Source organism: Flavobacterium riviphilum (genome assembly GCF_055231795.1).
The window spans coordinates 29,676-50,383 of sequence record NZ_JBUYSY010000011.1 but is presented as its reverse complement, the minus strand read 5'-3'; the positions used below and the strand labels follow the sequence as shown (position 1 = coordinate 50,383).

At 38.6% G+C, this 20,708-nt stretch carries 11 protein-coding genes; 4 read left to right on the top strand and 7 right to left on the bottom strand.

Annotated features, from left to right (window positions below; all coding sequences use genetic code 11):
* Nucleotides 1-312: 312 nt before the first annotated feature.
* The 3 genes from ACZIX2_RS10525 to ACZIX2_RS10515 are packed head-to-tail and all read right to left on the bottom strand — an operon-like array spanning nucleotide 313 to nucleotide 5,034.
* Nucleotides 313-690 (bottom strand): PH domain-containing protein, encoded by a 378-nt coding sequence (locus ACZIX2_RS10525; protein WP_463340045.1) that lies wholly within the window; start codon nucleotides 688-690, stop codon nucleotides 313-315.
* A 6-nt stretch (nucleotides 691-696) separates the two neighbouring features.
* Complete coding sequence (locus ACZIX2_RS10520; protein ID WP_463340044.1) at nucleotides 697-2,001, bottom strand: amidohydrolase family protein; 1,305 nt, start codon at nucleotides 1,999-2,001, stop codon at nucleotides 697-699.
* 39 nt (nucleotides 2,002-2,040) lie between these two features.
* The gene (locus tag ACZIX2_RS10515) at nucleotides 2,041-5,034 is read right to left on the bottom strand and encodes an amidohydrolase family protein (protein WP_463340043.1); all 2,994 of its coding nucleotides are present in this window, start codon (nucleotides 5,032-5,034) and stop codon (nucleotides 2,041-2,043) included.
* Nucleotides 5,035-5,138: 104 nt separating this feature from the next.
* Here ACZIX2_RS10515 and ACZIX2_RS10510 point away from each other — a divergent pair, with 104 nt between their 5' ends.
* Nucleotides 5,139-5,573 (top strand): nuclear transport factor 2 family protein, encoded by a 435-nt coding sequence (locus tag ACZIX2_RS10510; protein WP_463340042.1) that lies wholly within the window; start codon nucleotides 5,139-5,141, stop codon nucleotides 5,571-5,573.
* Nucleotides 5,574-5,628: 55 nt separating this feature from the next.
* Nucleotides 5,629-6,702 (top strand): porin, encoded by a 1,074-nt coding sequence (locus ACZIX2_RS10505; protein WP_463340041.1) that lies wholly within the window; start codon nucleotides 5,629-5,631, stop codon nucleotides 6,700-6,702.
* A gap of 26 nt (nucleotides 6,703-6,728) precedes the next feature.
* Here the strand turns inward: ACZIX2_RS10505 and ACZIX2_RS10500 are convergent, their stop codons facing one another.
* Nucleotides 6,729-8,156, bottom strand: coding sequence for an L-serine ammonia-lyase (locus tag ACZIX2_RS10500; protein WP_463340040.1), 1,428 nt, complete (start codon nucleotides 8,154-8,156; stop codon nucleotides 6,729-6,731).
* A 257-nt stretch (nucleotides 8,157-8,413) separates the two neighbouring features.
* On the opposite strand from ACZIX2_RS10500, the gene ACZIX2_RS10495 reads away from it, so the two are divergent.
* Nucleotides 8,414-9,496, top strand: a complete 1,083-nt coding sequence (locus ACZIX2_RS10495; RefSeq protein WP_463340039.1) for an AI-2E family transporter — start codon at nucleotides 8,414-8,416, stop codon at nucleotides 9,494-9,496.
* Nucleotides 9,497-9,585: 89 nt separating this feature from the next.
* Here the strand turns inward: ACZIX2_RS10495 and ACZIX2_RS10490 are convergent, their stop codons facing one another.
* Nucleotides 9,586-10,527 carry a polyphosphate kinase 2 family protein gene (locus ACZIX2_RS10490; RefSeq protein ID WP_463340038.1) on the bottom strand — a complete coding sequence of 314 codons (942 nt, stop codon included), beginning with the start codon at nucleotides 10,525-10,527 and terminating at the stop codon, nucleotides 9,586-9,588.
* A 199-nt stretch (nucleotides 10,528-10,726) separates the two neighbouring features.
* Here ACZIX2_RS10490 and ACZIX2_RS10485 point away from each other — a divergent pair, with 199 nt between their 5' ends.
* A complete protein-coding gene (locus ACZIX2_RS10485; protein ID WP_463340037.1) occupies nucleotides 10,727-13,228 on the top strand; it encodes a M14 family zinc carboxypeptidase in 2,502 nt (833 codons plus the stop codon).
* Between the two features lie 112 nt (nucleotides 13,229-13,340).
* Here ACZIX2_RS10485 and tamL read toward each other — a convergent pair whose 3' ends face one another.
* Nucleotides 13,341-15,626, bottom strand: coding sequence for a translocation and assembly module lipoprotein TamL (gene tamL, locus ACZIX2_RS10480; protein ID WP_463340036.1), 2,286 nt, complete (start codon nucleotides 15,624-15,626; stop codon nucleotides 13,341-13,343).
* A 124-nt stretch (nucleotides 15,627-15,750) separates the two neighbouring features.
* Nucleotides 15,751-20,706, bottom strand: coding sequence for a translocation/assembly module TamB domain-containing protein (locus ACZIX2_RS10475; protein ID WP_463340035.1), 4,956 nt, complete (start codon nucleotides 20,704-20,706; stop codon nucleotides 15,751-15,753).
* Between the last annotated feature and the right edge of the window lie 2 nt (nucleotides 20,707-20,708).

Sequence of the window (20,708 nt, the reverse complement as noted above, 5' to 3'; positions counted from 1 at the left end):
CCCAGATTCCGCATTAGAAATCTACTCTAACTATATTACTTCACCACAATTATATTTTTCGGTAGAGTTCAAGATACGCTTCGCTCAGTTCTCCCATTTTTAAATTCAAAATACAGAAGTATTAGCTCATTGGTTTATATTTTTCATAGGTATTCGCTGAACGTTATTTTCATCTTAAAAAATAGTCCGTGAGCACTTGCTTTTACTGTATAATTCAGTTTCGCTACGAAGTCTAATGTGGATTCTGGGTTTAAAAAAAAAAAGGAGCGGCCTTTGGGGTAACGCTCCTTTTCATTATTGGACTTGAATGGTTCAACTGAGTACGTGTTTGCTCAATATTTGATAGACTTCATTAATACTGTTACTCCCTTTTCCAAATTGTTTGGTAATGGGGTCAGTTTCGTTTTGTAACCAAATTTTAAGATCAGCATCTAAATCCAAAATACCGGCACTTTCCTTGGAAAATTTTTTAATCGTACGATACGGAATCGACAAATAATCGGTTTTGGAACCTACTAGTTGTTTTTCTACTAGAATAAGACGTTTGTTGGTAAATACGAAACTGTCTTTTATCAATTTGAATGCTTTTTCGATGGTTTCGCCCTCTATTAATAAGGGTTCAAACTCTTTCTCTATTTGTGCTGTGCTGACTTCAGAGGCATTGCCTAAGATAGCATTGAATAATCCCATAGCTTTTTAGTTTTGTTGGTATTTGTATTTATACTTATCACTTAATCGCGTTTGATGTGTTTCTAAGTTGATCTTTCTTCCTTGAATAAAGGCTACCGTAAGTTGGTTAGTTCGCATGTCTAAAGCATCGCCTTCTGAAAGGAAAAGAGTCGCATCTTTACCTACAGCGATTGATCCACATTGCGCCTCAATTCCTAATAATTTAGCTGTGTTTAGGGTAATAAGTTGTAAAGCTTTTTCTTTATCCAAACCATAAGCTACACAAGTACCTGCTAAAAAAGGCAAGTTTCTACTACTCATACGTTCTTTACTTCCGCTGTTTTCCAAACCAACTACAATTCCTAAATCGGTTAAAATCTTTGCCATTTTATAAGGAAGATTTACGTCTTGATCTTCGTTTATGGGCATGTCATGCACTCTACGCAAGAACACGCCAATTTTGTGTTGCTGCAAAAGTGGAGCGACTTTGTAGGCCTCAAATCCTCCTACCACTACGATTTTTTGGATACCATAATCTAATGCCAATTGAATGCCATCAGTGATTTGTTTTTCTTCATTGGCGTGAATGAACAGGGTTTGAGTCCCCTCAAACAATCCTTTGGTGGCTTCGGCAATTAAGTTACGCGTAGGAGAGGAACCAGCCATATACGTTTTTGCATTTTGGAAATAAGCTCTCAATTCTTCCAATTCTTTTTGATACTCTTTATTGGGTTCAATTCCTCCGGGTTCGGCCCACCATCCTGAGCGTTTGAAGGTTTGAGGTAAGGAAATATGTACGCCATCATTTTCTTTGATTACGGCATCTTGCCAATGCCAAGCGTCCAATTGTACTATAGAGGAAGTACCAGCAACACGTCCACCTCTTGGAGTAATTTGGGCCATTAAAATCCCGTTGGGGCGTACCGTTTCAATAACTTTCGAATCGGCTGTGTAGGCAATAAGACTGCGTACATTGGGATTAAAATTTCCAATTTCTTCTTCGTCATCGGAAGATTTCACGGCGTCAATTTCGACTAAACCTAAAGTAGCATTAGGCATGATGAACCCAGGATAAAGGTGTTGTCCCTTGGCATCCCAATGTGTTTCATAAGAGGAAAGTTCGTTTTGTGCTTGACTAGTGGTGCTCACTAAAGTAATCTTTCCAGCTTTGAATCCCACCGCTCCATTTTCAATGACTTCACCGTTGCCTAGATGGGCGGTTGCATTTAGAATTAGTATTGATTTCTCTTGAGCAGGGGCAGGAATATATTGGGCTACACTTAGCGAAGACCAACACAATAGGGCGCCTATAATGATTGTTTTAAAGTTCATTTCTTAGTATGTTTTGAATGTTATTAAGCAATTATCCGATTACAATTCTTCCATTGTATCGCATTCGTACTCTTTTTTGATGGTTTTTTTCGGTTCTTGTGTACTCATTCCTTTGTTTTTTTCTTGAAGCAATTGTCCAATGAGTGTTGCACGTTCTTTAGCATTCTCCAGCTTTTTAGCTTCATCAATTTGGCTGTCAAAATACACTACCCCTTCAATAAGTGTTTTTTCTACTTTAGCATAAATAGACAAAGGATTGTCGCTCCACAAAACCACATCGGCATCTTTGCCTACTTTGATACTACCCACTTTATCGTCTATATGTAAAAGTTTTGCAGGATTTAAGGTTACAAATTTCCATGCCTCTTCTTCAGAAACTTTACCATATTTCACCGCTTTGGCTGCTTCTTGATTAAGTCTTCTTGACATTTCGGCATCGTCTGAATTGTAAGCTACCACCAATCCGTGATTGTGCATGATCGCACCATTTTGTGGAATTGCATCGTTGACTTCAAATTTGTAAGCCCACCAATCCGAAAATGTTGAGGCTCCAACACCATGCGCTTTCATTTTATCGGCCACTTTGTAGCCCTCTAAGATGTGCGTAAACGTATTTACTTTGAAGCCCATTTTATCTGCCACATTCATGAGCATTAATATTTCGGATTGTACATAGGAGTGACAACTGATAAAACGTTGGTTGTTTAATATTTCAGCCAAGGTTTGCAATTCTAAATCCACTCTGGGCTCTTTTCCTTTTTTGCCTTTGGTATTAAAATTTTTCCAAGCTAAGTCGTATTCTTTGGCTTTTTGAAAATAATCGGTAAATACTTGTTCAACGCCCATACGAGTTTGTGGAAAACGAATAGGATTGGTATTGCCCCAATTGGATTGTTTCACGTTTTCCCCTAAGGCAAATTTGATGAATTTAGGTTGATCTTTATAGAGTAATTCTTCTGGTGCTGCACCCCATTTCCATTTTACAATAGCGGAACGACCTCCAATTGGATTGGCTGAACCGTGTAACAATTGAGAAGTAGTTACCCCACCAGCAACTTGACGGTAGATATTGATGTCTTCGGAATTCACTACATCTTCTATGGTTACTTCGGCACTCGAGTTGTGTCCGCCCTCATTAACCCCATTTGAAATGGCAATATGCGAATGTTCATCAACTATACCACTTGTTAAATGTTTACCGGTTGCGTCAATCAACATAGCTCCAGAGGCGCTAAGATTGGTGCCAATTCGAGTAATTTTCCCTTTTTGAATCAGTACATCGCTTTGTTTTAGAATCCCTTCTTTTTCGTTGGTCCAAATGGTCGCATTTTTAAAAAGAAGGTCTTGTGCTTTTGGGAGTTGTGTGTTTCCGTATGCTATGTTAGGGTATGTAACCGGTTGCACAACAAAAGGTTTTGCTGCAGTAGTAGTGTCTTTTACTATTTTGAAAGCATTGATTTTTTTGGCCGACCAAATGCTTTCATTTCCATTTTCATCTATGGCCTTGCCAGAGAGATGCGACGGGTCATTTACTAAACCGTTCACACGCGTATAAGTAGGTGTTTTGGATGCTTCATTTTTAAGTAAAAGATTCATCCATTGGTTGGCGTAGGTAAGTGTAGCGGGGATTTTTTTAATCTCTTTATTGGTTACCGTTACTTTAGGTTTGGCCAATTCGCCTTCAATATTCATTTTGTAGCTTTGTTGATTCACGGATAACTCATATTCGCCACGGATATCTTTTATGTTTGCTTCATTGACAACATATTTATTGCCTTGTACCCAGTTTTCAAAAAGCGTCGTTTTTTCGTCAAATATATCTCCGGATGTCACAATAAAATTGGCATAACTTCCGCTTTTTAAAGATCCAATTTCGTTGCTTTTGCCTAATAATTGTGCAGGTATAGTTGTTAGTGCTTCTAAGGCTTTGGTTTTGTCAAATCCAAATTGAATGGCACGTATTACATTGGTTTTAAAATCTTCAATTTTCTTTAATTTATCGGTAGTTAGTGCAAATGTGATGCCGTTATCAGCCAACACTTTTAGATTGGATGGTGCTTGATTCCAAAAACGTAAATCCGATAATTCCATTTGATTGGCATTGAAAGGGTTGGATACATCGTACGCTTCTGGAAAATTAACCGGTATAATAAAGGAAGCGTTGGTCTTTTTGATTTCATTAATACGTTCAAATTCGTTTCCAGCCCCTTTAAGCACATAATTAAGACCAAATTCTTTGGCAATTTTTGCTGCTCTTAAACTGTTTAATTTGTCTTCGGAGGCAAAAATTTGCATCAATTTTTCATTTGCGATCAAAGCTTCTAAGGATAGGTCTTTGTTGCTAGCATTCCCGTTTCTGTACCAAGCAAGGTCATGATACATTTGGCGTAACAAAGCCATCATTCCCATTAATGAAGAAGGATAGGCTTGATTGGTGGTTACACTTCTGGTAAATGCAAAATGATTAGTAATCGTATTGCTTAATATACGGTTGGTTTTATCGGTATTGTCTAGGGCAATCAATGCTCCAGTCCCTCGGGCAATTCCATCAGGTATGTGTGTGCCTACTACACCAAAGCCTGCTTTTAAAAATTCTTCGGCTTTAGCTTCATCATAAGCAAAAGTTTCATAAGCATTGATTTCAGATCGGATGTTCTCGTTCCAATAGTATCCTGTACGTTTGGTGTCGTACAAAGAGCCTCTGCCTTCATTTGGCGCTTTTTTAGGTTTTTCACTACCAAAGGAAGTGTAAAGATCAATGAAAGAAGGATAAATGGATTTGCCTTCGGACTCAATAATTAAAGTGTTTTTTGGAATTGTAACCGATGATCCTACCGCTACCACTTTGCCATTGTGAATCAATAAAGTGCCGTTTTCTATAATCTCTTTTGGAGAAACATAAATTTTGGCGTGAGTAAAAGCAGTGTAGTAATCGTTTTTATTGCTGATACTTTCATTATTCGGAAAGTACTCTTGTGCCTTAGCAATAGAGGCAAATGCACCTATTAGGAGCAGTAACATGATTTTTTTCATAAATGTTTGGGTTAGTTTTTTCAAAAATATAGTTTTTTGTAGCATCTTTACTATTTTATTTAAAATTTGATTCACTATTGTCATCCTTTCATTTTTTATTACTTATGACACGCTTTTTACTTTTTATAGTAGCATTTTTTTCACTTTCTTATAGTTTTGCACAGGAACAAGACATACAAGCTACCGTTCAGTCTTTTTTCAAGGGTTTTCATGAACGTGATACGATAGCTATTCAACAAGTTTGTGTTGATTCTTTGTCTATACAGTCGGTATCGGAAAGTTCCAAAGGCACCTTTTTAAAGAAAGAAACCTTCTCCAAATTTTTACAATCGATTGCTTCGATTTCAAAAAGCACCTTATTCGAAGAGCGAATTCTATCGCATGCTATAAAGGTTGATGGCGCTATGGCTATCGATTGGACGCCTTATGAATTTTATGTCAATGGGAAAAAAAGCCATTCGGGCGTCAATGTTTTTACGTTGTTCAAAGACAATGGACAATGGAAGATTGTAGCGATTATTGATACAAGAAGAAAGTAAAAACGAAACAAAATTTCCAATTCCCATTTCGAAAATCCAACAGATACCTAGTTTTATGAGAAAAATAATTACTCTCCTTTTATTGTGTGTTGTTTTTTCTTCTCTTGCACAAGAACAATTGACGGCTCCTTTTCAATTTTCGGGCTATTTAGAGATGTATTATACTTATGATTTTGGGCAACCTTCGACTCATTTGCGCCCTGATTTTGTATACAGTCACAACAGACACAACGAAATCAATTTGAACTTAGGTATGGCCAAAATGAGTTATGCCAAAGGCCCCGTAAGAGCCAATTTTGGGCTGATGGCTGGCACATATACGCAATACAATTTGGCTGCTGAGCCTGCTGTGTTGCAACCTCTTTATGAAGCAAATGTAGGCGTAAAGCTTTCTGATCAACACGATCTTTGGTTGGATGTAGGAGTAATGCCTTCGCATATTGGATTTGAAAGTGCTATTGGGAAGGACTGCCCAACACTTACTCGTAGTATCTTGGCGGATAATTCGCCTTATTTTGAAACAGGTGTCAAAGTGAGTTATACATCGCCTTCTGGACAGTGGTATTGGTCAGGTATGTACTTGAATGGGTGGCAACGCATACAGAAAATTGAAGGCAATCAAACGCCTGCTTTTGGAACTCAAATTCTGTACAAACCCATGAAAAATATCGTTTTAAATTGGAGTACCTATGTTGGTAATGAACAACCCAATGGCATTGAAAAATGGCGTTATTTTAGCAATCTTTATGGTCAATTTATTTTTTCCGATCAGGTGAATTTGACTGCTGGTTTTGATATTGGCACCCAACAATCGCTTCTTCGTTCAAAAGGTTTTGATACTTGGTTTTCTCCGGTTCTAATTTTACAATACCAACCCGTGAAAAAAATCAAAATGGCAGCTAGAGGGGAGTACTATGAAGATGCTAAAGGTGTCATTATCACTAGTAACACTCCCAATGGTTTTAACACCTATGGTCTTTCTGCTAATTTAGATTATTGGATTACAGAAAAGGTTGTAGTACGATTGGAAGCGAGAACTTTTCAAAGCAAAGATGCACTATTTTGGAATCAAAGTGGAGCTTCTCATTCTAATACTTTTGTTAGTTCTGCTTTGGCAATTGCTTTGTAAATGTATATTGTATTCTTCTGTCTTACCTAACAATCGGCCATATTAACAGCTATTGCCAGTCCACCTTCTGAGGTTTCTTTGTATTTAGAGTTCATGTCTTTGGCAGTTTGCCACATGGTATCAATGACTTTATCTAAAGGGACTTTGGCATTTTTAGCATCGGTTTCTAAGGCCAATTCCGCTGCGTTGATGGCTTTAATAGCGCCCATCGTATTGCGTTCAATACACGGAATTTGAACCAAACCACCAATTGGGTCACAAGTTAAGCCCAAGTGGTGCTCCATCGCAATTTCTGCAGCCATCAATACTTGTGCAGGGGTTCCGCCCATTACTTCGCATAAAGCGCCCGCAGCCATAGCTGATGACACCCCAATTTCGGCTTGACACCCCCCCATCGCGGCCGAGATCGTGGCTCCTTTTTTGAAAATACTTCCAATTTCGCCTGCCACCATCAAGAATTGTTTGATTTGTTTTTCGTCGGCTTTGTGGTTTTCAATCACCATATAATACATCAATACGGCTGGTATCACTCCAGCACTTCCGTTGGTTGGTGCTGTTACCACGCGTCCCAAAGCAGCATTTACTTCATTTACCGCCAAAGCAAAACAGCTTACCCATTTTAGAATTTGTCGGAACTTCACTTCGGTTTTTCGTATGACTTCTAGCCATGCTTGTGGTGAATCATAATTGGACAGACCAATCAAATTTTGATGCATGTCGAAAGCTCTTCTTCGCACATTTAGACCTCCGGGTAAAATGCCTTCGGAATGACAACCAATGTACATGCATTCCAACATGGTGTGCCATATGCGCATTAATTCTTGGTTGACTTCGGTTTCAGAGCGCATTGAAATTTCATTGGCCCAAACTATTTCGGAAATACTTTTTTGGTGTTTTTGGGTATAATCGTATAATTCTGCAGCAGTAGCAATAGGATAGGGGAAGGCACATTTTATGGCGCTTTTCGTTTTTGCATTAGCCCTTTCCTCTTTAACTACAAATCCACCACCTATAGAATAAAACGTAGAACTGTATTCTTTTTGTTCTTTAAAATAAGCCGTAAACGTGAGTCCATTAGCATGAAAAGGTAAAAAATCTTTATGGAAGATGATATCATCTGCAATATGAAAAGGTATTTCTCTAGCATTAGCTAAATTGAGGACATGATGTTTTTCGATGTGCTGAATAATGGATTGGATGTTTTGAACGGGAATGGTTTCAGGATCTTGTCCGCTAAGACCTAACATAACGGCCAAATCAGTAGCGTGCCCTTTACCCGTTAAGGAAAGAGAACCATGCAAATCCACTTTGATTCTCACAATAGTTTCATGGGTATAGCTTTCTTGTAATTCGGTTAAGAATCGCTCGGCGGCGCGCCATGGTCCTAAAGTATGTGAACTAGAGGGGCCAACACCAATCTTTAACATGTCGAATACTGAAATACACTCTTCCATACGAATTGCAATTTTATTGTAGAACAAATATAGCGTAATCAATATGAAATTCGTAGTAATGAAGTGCAAATAAGGATAAAATTTATGAATTTGATTTTTATTGCTCCCTTTTTTATGAAAAATTGATACGATTGATGATGGTGTCAAATGATTGATTTTGGGTGTATCTTAACTCAAATTGGGTAGTTTTTAATAGATTAAGACGCCATAAGTTTTAAAAAAGTAATATATTTACTATGACTAATAAATCATTTTTTATGGAAATCGAAAACTCACAAGAAAGCAATCAGCGATTTAAAGATTTAACTGACATTCTCATCCGTTTGGGGATGTTGTCCTTAATAGTGTATTGGTGTTATTCGTTATTAAAACCGTTTATTTTATTGATTATCTGGGGTGTTGTAATAGCAGTAGCTTTGCATCCCACCTATTTAAAAGCAGTCAAAGTTTTTAAAGGCAAAAAAACACTTACGGTTGTAATCATTACTATTTTCCTGTTGAGCATTATTATTATTCCAAGTTTTCTGGTGGTCGAATCGCTTTATGAGGGAGTAAGTTTTTTAACAAATTCTTATCAATCTGGGCAACCTATCATACCTCCTCCAAATGAAGTAACTGCATCTTGGCCTAAATTTACTCAACCCATAATTGAGATATGGCAACATGCTTCTGATAATTTACAAGACACTTTAATGAAATATTCTGAGGAACTCACCACGGTAGGTTCTTGGTTGTTGTCCGCCTTTGCTGGGGTTGGCAAAGGAATTTTGCAATTCAATGCTTCGATCATCATTGCGGGTATTTTACTGGTCTTTTCTGAAGATTTAAAAGGAGTATCTAGTAGAATATTCAACAAATTGGTAGGCGACAAAGGAGATCATTTTGCTAGTGTTACTGTAGCCACCATACAAAATGTGGTAAAAGGCTTTCTAGGAGTGGCCATCATACAAGCGATTATGGCTGGAATTGGTTTTTTTGCTGCAGGAGTACCTTTTGCCGGGCTTTGGACTGTATTGTGTTTGGTTTTGGCTGTAATTCAAATTGGTATAGGTCCTGTAGCTATACCCGTTGCCATTTATATGTTTTCGGTTGCTGATAGTACCACTGCAATAGTATTATCCATTTGGTTAGTGATTACGATGCTTTCAGATAACATTTTAAAACCGATACTTTTAGGAAAGAACGCACCGGTTCCTATGCCTGTGGTGTTTTTGGGAGCAATTGGAGGCTTTATGTTGAGCGGTTTTTTAGGTTTGTTTTTAGGAGCGGTGATATTGACGATAGGATATAAGTTGTTTCTCACTTGGCTTGATTTGGAAAAAGTAGTTAGTGAAGAGTAAAGAATGAGGAGTGAATAGTGATTAGATAAAAACCATTACAATGACTGAAACGTTACTGTAATGGTTTTTGTTATTGTAGCCATCAATTTTTATTCTTCTAACAATGCTTTTTTGATTTCCTGTAATTCAGCTACTTTTTCTGGGCTGACTTTGGGGTATTCTAAGCCCATTTCGTCCAGCACACTGATGATGGCAGAGGCAATGACGATGCGTGCATACGATTTATCATCAGCAGGTACTACAAACCAAGGAGCATGCACCGTTGCTGTTTCATGAATGAGATCTTGATAGGCCTTCATATAATCATCCCAAAAGGCTCTTTCTTTGACATCGGAAGCGCTAAATTTCCAATTTTTTTCTTCGTCATCAATACGCTCAATGAATCGCTTTTTTTGTTCCTCTTTGGACACGTTCAGAAAAAACTTAACCACGATGGTACCATTGTGATTCAAATACTTTTCAAAATTTCGAATGTCTTCAAATCGCTCTTTCCATATGTTTTGAGTGATCAATTGTGGTGGAAGCTTTTGGTTGTTTAAAATACTTTCGTGTACACGTACAACTAAGACTTCTTCATAATAGGAACGATTGAAAATACCAATTCGCCCTCTTTCGGGCAAATGCTTTTGGCACCGCCACAAAAAATCATGATCCAAATCTTCGGAACTAGGGGCTTTGAAGGAAGAGACTTGGCAACCTTGTGGATTGACACCTGATAACACGTGCTTGATAGCGCCATCTTTTCCAGCAGCATCCATCGCCTGAAACACTAACAACAACGACCATTTGTCTTGTGCATACAACACTTCTTGCATGTTCGCCAAGGCTTCAACTCCTAATTTTAAAAATTTCTCCAATTTTTTCTTGCTCAAATCTACATCTATATTGGTATTAAAGTTCTCCAGTCGAAATGGAGTAGTACCATCTACTTTGAATTGACCCGAAAATTTTTTGGCTTTGGCCATTTTTTCTTTCGGACTTAGATTGGGTTCAACCTTTTTTTCTTTATTGGCTTTGTTTTTCTTTTCCATAGTTGCTATAGTTTAGATGCTTGTTAATTAGTGGGTTGTACAATAGCTTTTCCTATCAAATGTAAGTTATTAATTTGTAATTCGAAAATTTTGAACCCACACAAATTTGACTCTTCTACAAGACTTTTGGACTGATGCTTTTGTTGTTAGGTCAATACAATTCGTTTCCCTATTTTTGAAAAAATTTAACCCAAATTCTATGAAAAAATTATTAGTATCGATTTTTTTCACCACTACTTGTCTGCTACAAGCACAAGTCAAAAGTCCGTCTGACTTTATACCGGACTATGGTAAACAAATCACCTATTATCATCAAGTAGAGGACTATTTTAAACATTTAGTTGAAAAATCCCCCTATGTAAAACACCATCAATACGGACAAACCGCGGAGCATCGCAATTTGAATGTCTATTATATTTCGACGCCCGAAAACTTGCAAAATTTGGAAGCCATCCGTTTGCAAAATCTTGCAGCTATTGGTATGGCAGCAAAACCTGCGCAAACAGTTGACGATAAACTGATAGTGTGGTTGAGTTTCAATGTGCATGGCAACGAATGGGCGGGTACCGAAAGTGCGCTTACAGTAGCCTATGAACTGTGTAATCCAGAGAATAAAACCACCAAAGAGTGGTTGAAAAACACTATTATTATCTTAGACCCTTGCGTAAATCCAGATGGATATTCTCGCTATGGCAATTGGTTGCATCAAATTGGAAACAAACAACCGCATCCTGGACTTACTGATAGAGAACACATGGAAGAATGGCCTGGCGGACGCTACAATCATTACATTTTTGATTTGAATCGTGATTGGGCATGGCAAACGCAAAAAGAATCTCAACAACGCATTGCCTTATACAACCAATGGATGCCTCAAGTGCATACCGATGTGCACGAACAAGGCTATAATTCGCCTTATTTTTTTCCTCCTTCGGCTGAGCCTTTACACGAATTTATCGAACCGTATCAAAAAGACTTCCATGCTTTGCTAGGCAAAAACATCTCGGCTAAATTTGATGCACAAAATTGGATTTACAATACTAGCGAGCGTTTCGATTTGTTTTATCCGAGTTATGGCGATACCTATCCCACTTACAACGGTGCTGTAGGAATGACCATAGAACAAGGAGGTATTGGAGCGGGTAGGGCCGTTACCATGGAAAATGGGGTTACATTGACCATCAAAGATCGTATGACTCATCATGCCACCACAGTATTGACTATTGTAGAATCGGCTGCCTCACAAGCAACGGCTTTGTTAAAAGGTTTTAGAGGTTTTATGAATACTTCTAGAAAAAACATCAAAGGGAAGTATGCTACTTATGTGTTGAAAAACAATCCCAAATTGGAGCAATTGGCTGAATTGTTGCGAAAAAACAACATTGAATATGCTTATGCCGATGGCAAACAAAACGCTAGTGGTTTTCATTATCAAACCAAAAAAGAGAGCAGTTTTACCATCGAACCCAATGATATGATTGTAAAAGTGGATCAACAAAAAGCCGTTTTTACGCAAATATTATTTGAACCTAATCATAAATTGAACGATAGTTTATCCTATGATATCACTGCTTGGTCTTTGCCTTTGGCTTATGGTGTTGAGGGGTATGCGGTAAAACGTGCCCTTGGTATCAAAATTAAAAAAGAAATTGAAAAACCTACGGTAAGCCTTCCTCAATCGGTTTATGCTTTTCATATCCCATGGAATAACCGTACATCGGCACAAGTTTTAGCAACGCTGCATCAAAAAGGTATTAAAGTACGTATGGCTGTTAAGGCATCCGATTTTGGTACTACAAAAGTTCAACCTGGAGGACTTATCGTAAGCAAAGGCGATAATCCATCGGTAGTTGATTTTGAAAAAGTAGTAGGCGCATTGGTGGAAAAAAAATCAGACTATTCGGTGTTAACTACAGGCTATTCCAAGAATGCTAGAGATTTAGGAGGTGAGAATTTCCCTTTGTTACCAGCCCCAAAAGTATTATTACTATCTGGTAATGGGATAAATTCCACTGATTTTGGTGCTGCTTGGTTTTATTTAGAAGAAACCGTTGGTTACCCTGTAAGCGTTGTTGATGTAAACAAATTCAACCGTATTAAGTTTCACGAGTATACAACCTTAATCCTTCCTGATGGATCTTATAATTTCTCTGAAGAGCAACTCAATAAATTAAACCAATGGGTGAAAAATGGAGGGAAGATCATTGCTATGAATGGTGCTTTGGATCTGTTTGTTGGCAAGGAAGGTTATGCTTTGAATGCTTTTGCAACGGAAGAAGAAAAGGAAAAAGCAGAAAAAATGGCCAAAGAAAACGATTTGAAAAAACGTTTCTTGGATGCTGCCAATGAAGAACGTAGAGCCATGTCGGATCAAATACCTGGTGCTATTATTGAAAATGTTTTGGATGTCACCCATCCAATGGCGTTTGGATTAGGCAAACAGTATTTTAGCTTGAAAACTGACAACCGTTATTATGCTATGTTAAAAAATGCTTCTAATATTGCTTATGTTCCTAAAGGTTATAAAAGCTATGGTTTTGTTGGTCACGAAATTGGAAAGAAACTACCTGAAACGGTAAGTTTCGCCATTGATTACAAAGGTGCAGGAAAAGTGATTTATATGGTAGATAATCCTTTATTTCGTGCATTTTGGGAAAATGGTAACTTATTGTTTAGCAACGCTTTGTTTTTAGTTAATTAAAGTAGTTATTATCTGTTTGCTTTCAAAAAAAGGCTTATGAGAGCACCCCTTTCATAAGCCTTTTGCATTTGTTTTTAGGTAGCAGTACGATGCACACGCAAGAGAAAAATATCTAAAACGGATAACCAATTGCGAGATTAAAAATTAGATTGTCCTTACGCCAACTACTGTTTCCTAAACTAATTTTGTCAATCACCCAACGGTCACCTTCGGGTAAATAGGGTTTTCGTAGCGGAAAAGCAAAGTCGGTTCGCAATACTAAAAATGAAAAATCAAATCGCAATCCAACTCCTGTACCCACAGCAATTTCCTTATAAAAATTTTTAGAAAATTGAGCGCCAGGTTTGTTGGGATTGTTGTTGAGCAGCCAAATATTGCCAGCATCCAAAAAGGCAGCTCCTTTTACAAAACCAAACAAATTGGTGCGGTATTCGGTATTCATTTCGAGTTTTAAATCTCCAGATTGATCCGCCAAAAAGCCATTGGTTGTCGTGCCGTTATCAAAAAAACTTCCTGGTCCGATAGATCGTGCTCTAAAGGCTCTTATACTATTTGTACCTCCAATAAAAAATTGTTTGATAAAAGGCATTTCTTTTGAATTTCCAAAGGGTAAAGCCGTACCAACAAGGATGCGACTAGCCAATTCACTAGTTTTGCTTATCTTGTAAAAATGTCTGAATTCATTTTCCAATTTCACATATTGACTCAACGGAACACCAAAAACTTTTAAGGTATCGCCTTTGCTGGCATTGGCTCCTGCTATTAATCCGGTTACCGCAGCCGAAACATCGATAACACCGCGATAATAAAAGGTGTTTCTTTTGTTCTTTTGCATCGTATTAGAATAGGTAAACGAATAAGTGGGGCCAAAAATAAGTTGTTGTTCAATCACATTTTTTAAAGAGGGATTTTGCACAATGGCCATTTCATACAATTCGGATACATTTTGCGGACGGGCAAATACAATTTCCCCCACATTCAAGCTATGTTCTCGTTTTTCATCGGTACGCCATTGGTACCCAAATAAGGCTTTGAAGGTTTGTAAGCGGTACAACAATCGTCTGTCTTGAAACTCATATCCTAAGGTCGCCTTTGTTTTAGGAGTAAAACGACTGCTTTGTTGAAAGGCAATGGGTGAAATCAATCGAGGCCAAATGAGATGGGCTTCGGTTCCTAAGCGGTAGACGTTAAACCCGTTGTTTTGACCTGAAATTTGCACTTCGTATCCCCCAAATACAGAGATGCTTAATAATTCGGCAGCCCGAAAGGTATTGCGATTGCTCCAATTCAAATTGAGTTCGGTTCCGTTATAATTGGCCGAATTGCTTTTGGCAAGAAGTTCTACACTTAGTGATTTTTTTTCCAATGGCGATAAAAAATAATAAGCGTCCAATTGGTTTTTGGCTGAAATTGACGGGCGAAATTCATTTTTCACCAATTTGAAGGTACCTAAACTCACCAACCTACTCAAAGAAAGGTTGTGATCCGTTCGATTGTACACTTCACCCTTTTTGAAACGCAAGGCACGTTCGAAAAGAATAGGTTTGAAAAGATGGGTTGTATCGATAATGGTAACATCGGTCAGTGTATCATTCGCAGCAGAAAATTTAGCCACCGAATCCATTCCCATTCTATAATTAGGGTAGAGTAGCGTTTTCCCTATAGTATACACCATTTTTGCCTTGGCAGGAGTTTCCTCTTTTACTTTAATATACAAATCCACTTGATGGTTCCCATGGCTCGAATCGATTTGAACTTTGAGATACTCGGGGCTGAAATAATAATACCCTAGGTCTTTCAATCGTTGGTCAATGCGGATGCGTTCCTCTTTGATGGCATCAAGTTGATAAGTAGCGCCAACTTTTAAAAGACTTTGGGGTTGAGTTTGATAAATACTTCTTGATAATTGCGAAGTATCAGCAGGAAAATGTACTGATTGTATGCTGTAGACCTTGTTGGGAGTTACGGTATAAACAGCTTGAAGAGTCTTCCCTTTTTTTAGGGTGTCTACACTTGTTGTGCATTTAAAATACCCTTTGTTTTCCAAATAATTTTGCAACACCAATCGATTGTATTCCGTATCGAGCTTGTTGCTTAGTACCGGTGGCTCTCCTGCCTTGGTTCGCATCCAATGCCGAATGCCTTTTTCCTTTTTGGGAATTCCCGCCCAATTGTAAAGCGTTAATTTAGGATACCAACTCAACAACGATTGATTGGGTAGAGGACGTGTTAAGGCCTGCAATTCGGAAGTCAAGGCTTTGGTTTGCGATTTGTCTTTGCCTAACACTTTTACCTTGGCTCCCACATACAACAGTTCGCCCTCCTGAAGATACTTGGTAGGAGAACAACTCCACAAAAAGAAGCTGAATAGAACTACAAGGTTTTTGAACAATTTCATAGGTTTTCAGTTATAGGGTGTTGTGAGTTGTATAAAGGTTAAGGTTTACTATTACTTGTTTTACTGCTAAGACACTAAGGTCCAGTTTTACTTTCGGGACTTCTGGGTGATATTGCTATTTGGGTTAATTTTTACTTTTACTGAACAATTCTCTGAATTTATTGTAATCCATAGTAATGATGAATGAAACTCCGGTTTCTACAACTTCTCCTTGCAGGGCTACTTGGTATTTATTGATGCGATACCCACGAACTTTGTAGCGACCATCTTTGGTTATTTGATAATCGATACTCACATCTCCAGCTATATTGCTGGCTTTTTCATTGGCTTGTTGATTACCTTCTATACCAAAACTACTGCCTACGGTTACTTTCATTCTGTCATTGAAAAGTTTTTTAGAAATACCGATGTTCAAATCTGTTTTCTCTTCTTTTTTTCCGGTGGAGTAATCTTCTTTGTTTTGCAAATCGAAATTGAGATCTATTCCTTTGATCAAATCGCCTGCTAGACTGTTCAATTGATTGGATAAGATTTTACTCGCACTGCTTTTGGCCATAGCCGAAGCCGAGATACCTGATTCGCTAGACAAAGGGTTTTCCCCCATGAAATTGCCTAATACCAACAATGAAAATACTTGTTTGTTCATTTCGTTAGGATCGTCTCGGAGTTGGTCCAAACGGGCTTTGGTGGTGCTAATAATTTTTGAAGAAACCGAATTGTTCTCTGGCAATGCAATGTCAAAATTAATCTCGGGTTGCAAAATTCTACCGGTAATCTTCAATTGCGTTTCGAAAGGAATTTTTTCTTTAAAGGTATTGCGTTCGGCATCGGAGCTGCTTTTGATTTGATTTTCCACCAAATCGATAGGCGCAGTGTTGACCTTGTATAGGGCGGTAATGTTGATATCGGCACTCATAGGTTCTCCTTTCCACAAAATATAACTGCCTTTTTTAATGTCGAATTTACGTTTAATACCACTAAAGGTCATTTCATATACCCCTTCCTCCAATTCATATTTCCCGGTTAGGGTTGTTTTGCCCGAATCGTCAATGCCGCCATTTAAGTTGGCCGTCCCTTTGGCTTTTACAAAATCACCGGTTGCTTTATCGATAATTAAGGTCAATTCGGCTTCTTTATCCACAGTTATATCTACCGAGGCATTGATGCCTGTTACTTCGGTTTGATTTAAATTCTCCTCAGGCGTTATCGTTTTGGTGATTAAAGTTTGGTTGGGATCAATAAATTCTACAATCCCTTCTCTGTCAGCTATAGCAGGATCGGATTGTGGGACAATGATGGTGAATTTTGTAGCCTTGTTGACTTTGATAGCCCCTGCAATTTTCGGGTTTTGAGAGGTGCCTTTGATGGTCAGTTTATTGTCTAAATACAATTCTCCATAAAACAAATCATTGTCTTTGGCCGTTGCATTTATCGCTTTAAAATTATCCGCATTCAAAGACAAATCAAACCCAATTTTATTCAAATTGTTCATGTCAATGGGACCATCTAATACCAAATCATTTCCTTTTTCGTCTTTGATGGTAAAGGTGTCAAAAATGATTTTTCGGTCGGAAAATACAATGGCATCATTGATGGATTGGTAATAGGCATTGAGAAATTTTACTTTGAAACCTACATCATGAAATTGCATTTGACCCGTTACTATTGGAGTTTTCATTGGGCCTACGATGGTATAATTACCCGTCAAATACCCAGTACTTTGGGTCAATTGGCCCAGTGTATACGCTTGAATGCTTTTCATGTTCAATTGCTCAATGGCCAATACCATGTCTAGGTCATTTTGGGTAGCTGCATAGGTTCCGTCAAGATATACCTTAGTTTGGTCTCCATTAAGTCCAAGATACACTTGATATCTATCGCCTTGGGTGTTGGCTACTTTTAAAGCCCAATCGCCTAAGATTTCATTTTGGAATGAAAAGCCATCAATGCGAATATCTGAAGTGAAAAGGGGAGTAGTGGTCCAATTTTTAAGCTGCGCTTGTCCGTTAATGGTACCGCCCAATTTCCAATCCTCTTTTTCGACCAAATCGGTTAATGTATTGATAGCGAAATTGGTAAAGGCAATGCTAATCGGGGCGTTGGGAGTAAGGCTTTCGGATTGCAAACTCACGCTATTGCCTTGATTTTCAATTTTGACATTCGAAAATACAATCCCTTTTGACGAGAGCAGGATAGCATTGTCTTCGGGTAATTGCCATTTTTCATAATTTAAGAGTAAGCCTTCTGGATGCAAATGAATCAGGGTATTGGCTTTGGAAGTTGTGACTTGGCCTGACGTATGATACCTAGCTTGATTTTGGAGGTCTTTGATTAACAAATCGTAATCTAATTGATTTTTCGCTATTTTTCCAGTAAGTAAAGTAAAGGGCAAATGCATTTGCGGATACTGCAGGTCGTCAATTTCTAAACGATATTGTAAGGCTTGGTCTTGGGTGGTAAGGTCCAATGTCGCCTGAGTTAAGGTTTGATTACCATACACGATTTTAGGCAAGACCGCTTGCAATACCAAAGAATCCTTAACCGAAGAATAGTTCCCCGTTATTCGTATGGGTTGTAGTGTTTTTAATTCGGGTAGCAATTGACCGAAAAGAGGACTTTCTTTGGTAGTTACCTTAAGACGAAACTCTTGCGGTGGTGTTTTTACTCTTTTGAGTTGAAGGGCAGGGTTGTAATAACTGGCCCAAGTGTTTTGTAGTGCAGGGGCTAATTGACTCCATTGAAATTTTCCCGCAAGCGAAGCATCTAGAATACTAGAGGTCAGTTGTAGGGAAGTGGAGTCTGCACTACTTTTGGCTAATACCTGCAATGTATCAATGGTGTAAGTTCCTTTTTCATTGGTCACCTCTAATTGATTAGCCCAAAGCGAACCGTTTAGTCGATCCCAATCTAAGGATTGAAAATCGGCTTGTACATCACCACGTAATTTGAGCGGGCCCGCATGCAATCGCAATTGTTCTAAATCGATGGCTTCTATTCTAAGATGGGCTTTCCCATTTGGGACTTTCCCTTGTCCGTCGCCTTGCGCCGTTAATTGAAATTCTAAATTGGGGTCCTTCGAATAGAGTTGTGCAGCTATCATGCCTTTTTGGGAAGAGGCATTCCATTGCCAATTTTGGTAATTGTAGCCATTAAATCGTAATTGGGATATGTTTCCTGAGCCAGTAATTGTAGCTGTTTTGGGGTCAAAACCACTACCTTTAATTTGGGCTTTGGTAGATATTTTACCCAAACTTTTATTCTGCAACAAACCACCCAAATCGAATTGGAGCAATTCCGCTTGTGCTTGATAACGGGGGACGTTTTTTTGGCTTTGGTCTAAGGAGGCTTTTATTTTGGCATTGCCTAAACTGCTCTTCACCGAAAGATGGGTGGCGAGTTTTTCGAGGGAACCCGAAAGTTGGCCTTGAATATTGAGTTGTTTTGGAAGCGAAAGGTTTGTAGGAATACTGCCAGGAGGGGCCCATTGTGCAATGTCTTTGGCTGTGGTTTGCAACTTTTCAATGGTCAAATCGAATTGGGTTTTGTCTAGATGTGGCAAGCCTAACAAACGTCCACTGGCTTGAAGTTGGGTATTACCAATGCCACTGAGACTGAGTTGCTGCAACAGTAAATTATTGAGTGGTCCTTCTACAGTACTTTTAATAATCATTTTTCCTTTGGGGTTGTCTTTAAAAGGAGGGGTTTCGTTAAGCTGAGGAGCCAAGAGTAGTAGGTCAGAAAATCCAAATTCACTTTGCTTCATTTTGGCTTTAATTTTAACTGTTTCAGGATTTTTAGTTAAAGTAACACTTGAAGTATAGCTTAGTTCTAATTGTTGACGCAACTCGGAGTGAGGGGTTTTGAAGAAAAGGTTTTTGACATAGGCATTTTTGGGTCCGAAAAACATTTCGGCACGCCCTTCCTTAATGGAAAAGCCTGATTGTTCTTGGGCGGATAATTGGTTCAAAGTAGCTGCTATGGCGTCTGGACTATAGTACATATTGCTCAAGGCCAACTTGGAGTTTTTAAGTTGAATGTGGTGATAATCGAAGCCTTTGGACAATTTGGGATAGTTTTTGTCGTCGAATTGAAAAAACAATTCGGGTACCTCCAAAGTTTTGAGTTTGACTTCCCAACCCTTTGCTGTAGCAACAGGCGCTTCGGAAACGGGTGAGGTGGCGATAGTCGATTTTCCAATAGTCACAGCTCCTCTGAGGTTTTCAAATGCGGATTGCTGAATTACTACCAACTGATTGGCTAAATCAATCAATTCGAATTGGGTATACCAACGTCTGAAGGAGAGGTGGGTTTGGAGGTTTTGGGTAGACTCTTCGTAGTCTACTTGCACTCTACGGATATCGATTTCACCTAGATTCACTTTCCAAGGCTGAGTTGGAGGCGTAGTGATAGCCAAGGCATTGGGTGCTACTTTTTTTGGCGAAGTTTGTATCCTTTGCTGTACCCGAGTGGTGAGTCCCATTATGGTTATTTTGGGCAATTCAAGAGTTTGGTTTTCCAGATCAAAAGTTTTGAATTCCGTTGCCATGCGTTTTAGTTTAACCGAGACTTGCAATGGGTCTTTGGCATCGTCATAAGCGAGTCGAAGCGTGTCTACTTTAAAATTCCGCAGTACTATAGCCATAGCGGTGCCTCTGGTATCTTCGGGATTGGTCGAAGCAAAGGCTTTAGCGATATAATCAAAATTGAAAGTCCCTTGAGTGTTGCGATTGATTTTGGTAGTTATTCCTGTAAGTACAATGTCGTTGAGCGTGAGTTGGTTGTATAGTAAATCGGTCAAACTATAATCCACAAGTATTTGACGGGCAGCCAATAAGGTATCTTTGTTTTGGTCTTCCAAATAGAATCCTTTTATGCGAAGAGGTTGAAAAAATCCAAACGATATCGACTGTATCGTTACAGGCGTCTTGATTTTTTTTTGAAGATAGGCCACACCTTGCTCTTTGACCCATTGTTGCACAAAGGGTTGATGTAGCAACACCATCGACAGTACTAGTAAAAGTACTACCGAGGGTAAGAGTCGTCTAGTGATGGCTATAGTTTTGGATACAAAGGCTTTCAAAC

Coding starts and splice junctions, on each gene's coding strand:
- ACZIX2_RS10525 (WP_463340045.1), bottom strand. CDS start 690: ATGGGATTATTCAATGCTATCTTAGGCAATGCCTCTGAAGTCAGCACA.
- ACZIX2_RS10520 (WP_463340044.1), bottom strand. CDS start 2,001: ATGAACTTTAAAACAATCATTATAGGCGCCCTATTGTGTTGGTCTTCG.
- ACZIX2_RS10515 (WP_463340043.1), bottom strand. CDS start 5,034: ATGAAAAAAATCATGTTACTGCTCCTAATAGGTGCATTTGCCTCTATT.
- ACZIX2_RS10510 (WP_463340042.1), top strand. CDS start 5,139: ATGACACGCTTTTTACTTTTTATAGTAGCATTTTTTTCACTTTCTTAT.
- ACZIX2_RS10505 (WP_463340041.1), top strand. CDS start 5,629: ATGAGAAAAATAATTACTCTCCTTTTATTGTGTGTTGTTTTTTCTTCT.
- ACZIX2_RS10500 (WP_463340040.1), bottom strand. CDS start 8,156: ATGGAAGAGTGTATTTCAGTATTCGACATGTTAAAGATTGGTGTTGGC.
- ACZIX2_RS10495 (WP_463340039.1), top strand. CDS start 8,414: ATGGAAATCGAAAACTCACAAGAAAGCAATCAGCGATTTAAAGATTTA.
- ACZIX2_RS10490 (WP_463340038.1), bottom strand. CDS start 10,527: ATGGAAAAGAAAAACAAAGCCAATAAAGAAAAAAAGGTTGAACCCAAT.
- ACZIX2_RS10485 (WP_463340037.1), top strand. CDS start 10,727: ATGAAAAAATTATTAGTATCGATTTTTTTCACCACTACTTGTCTGCTA.
- tamL (WP_463340036.1), bottom strand. CDS start 15,626: ATGAAATTGTTCAAAAACCTTGTAGTTCTATTCAGCTTCTTTTTGTGG.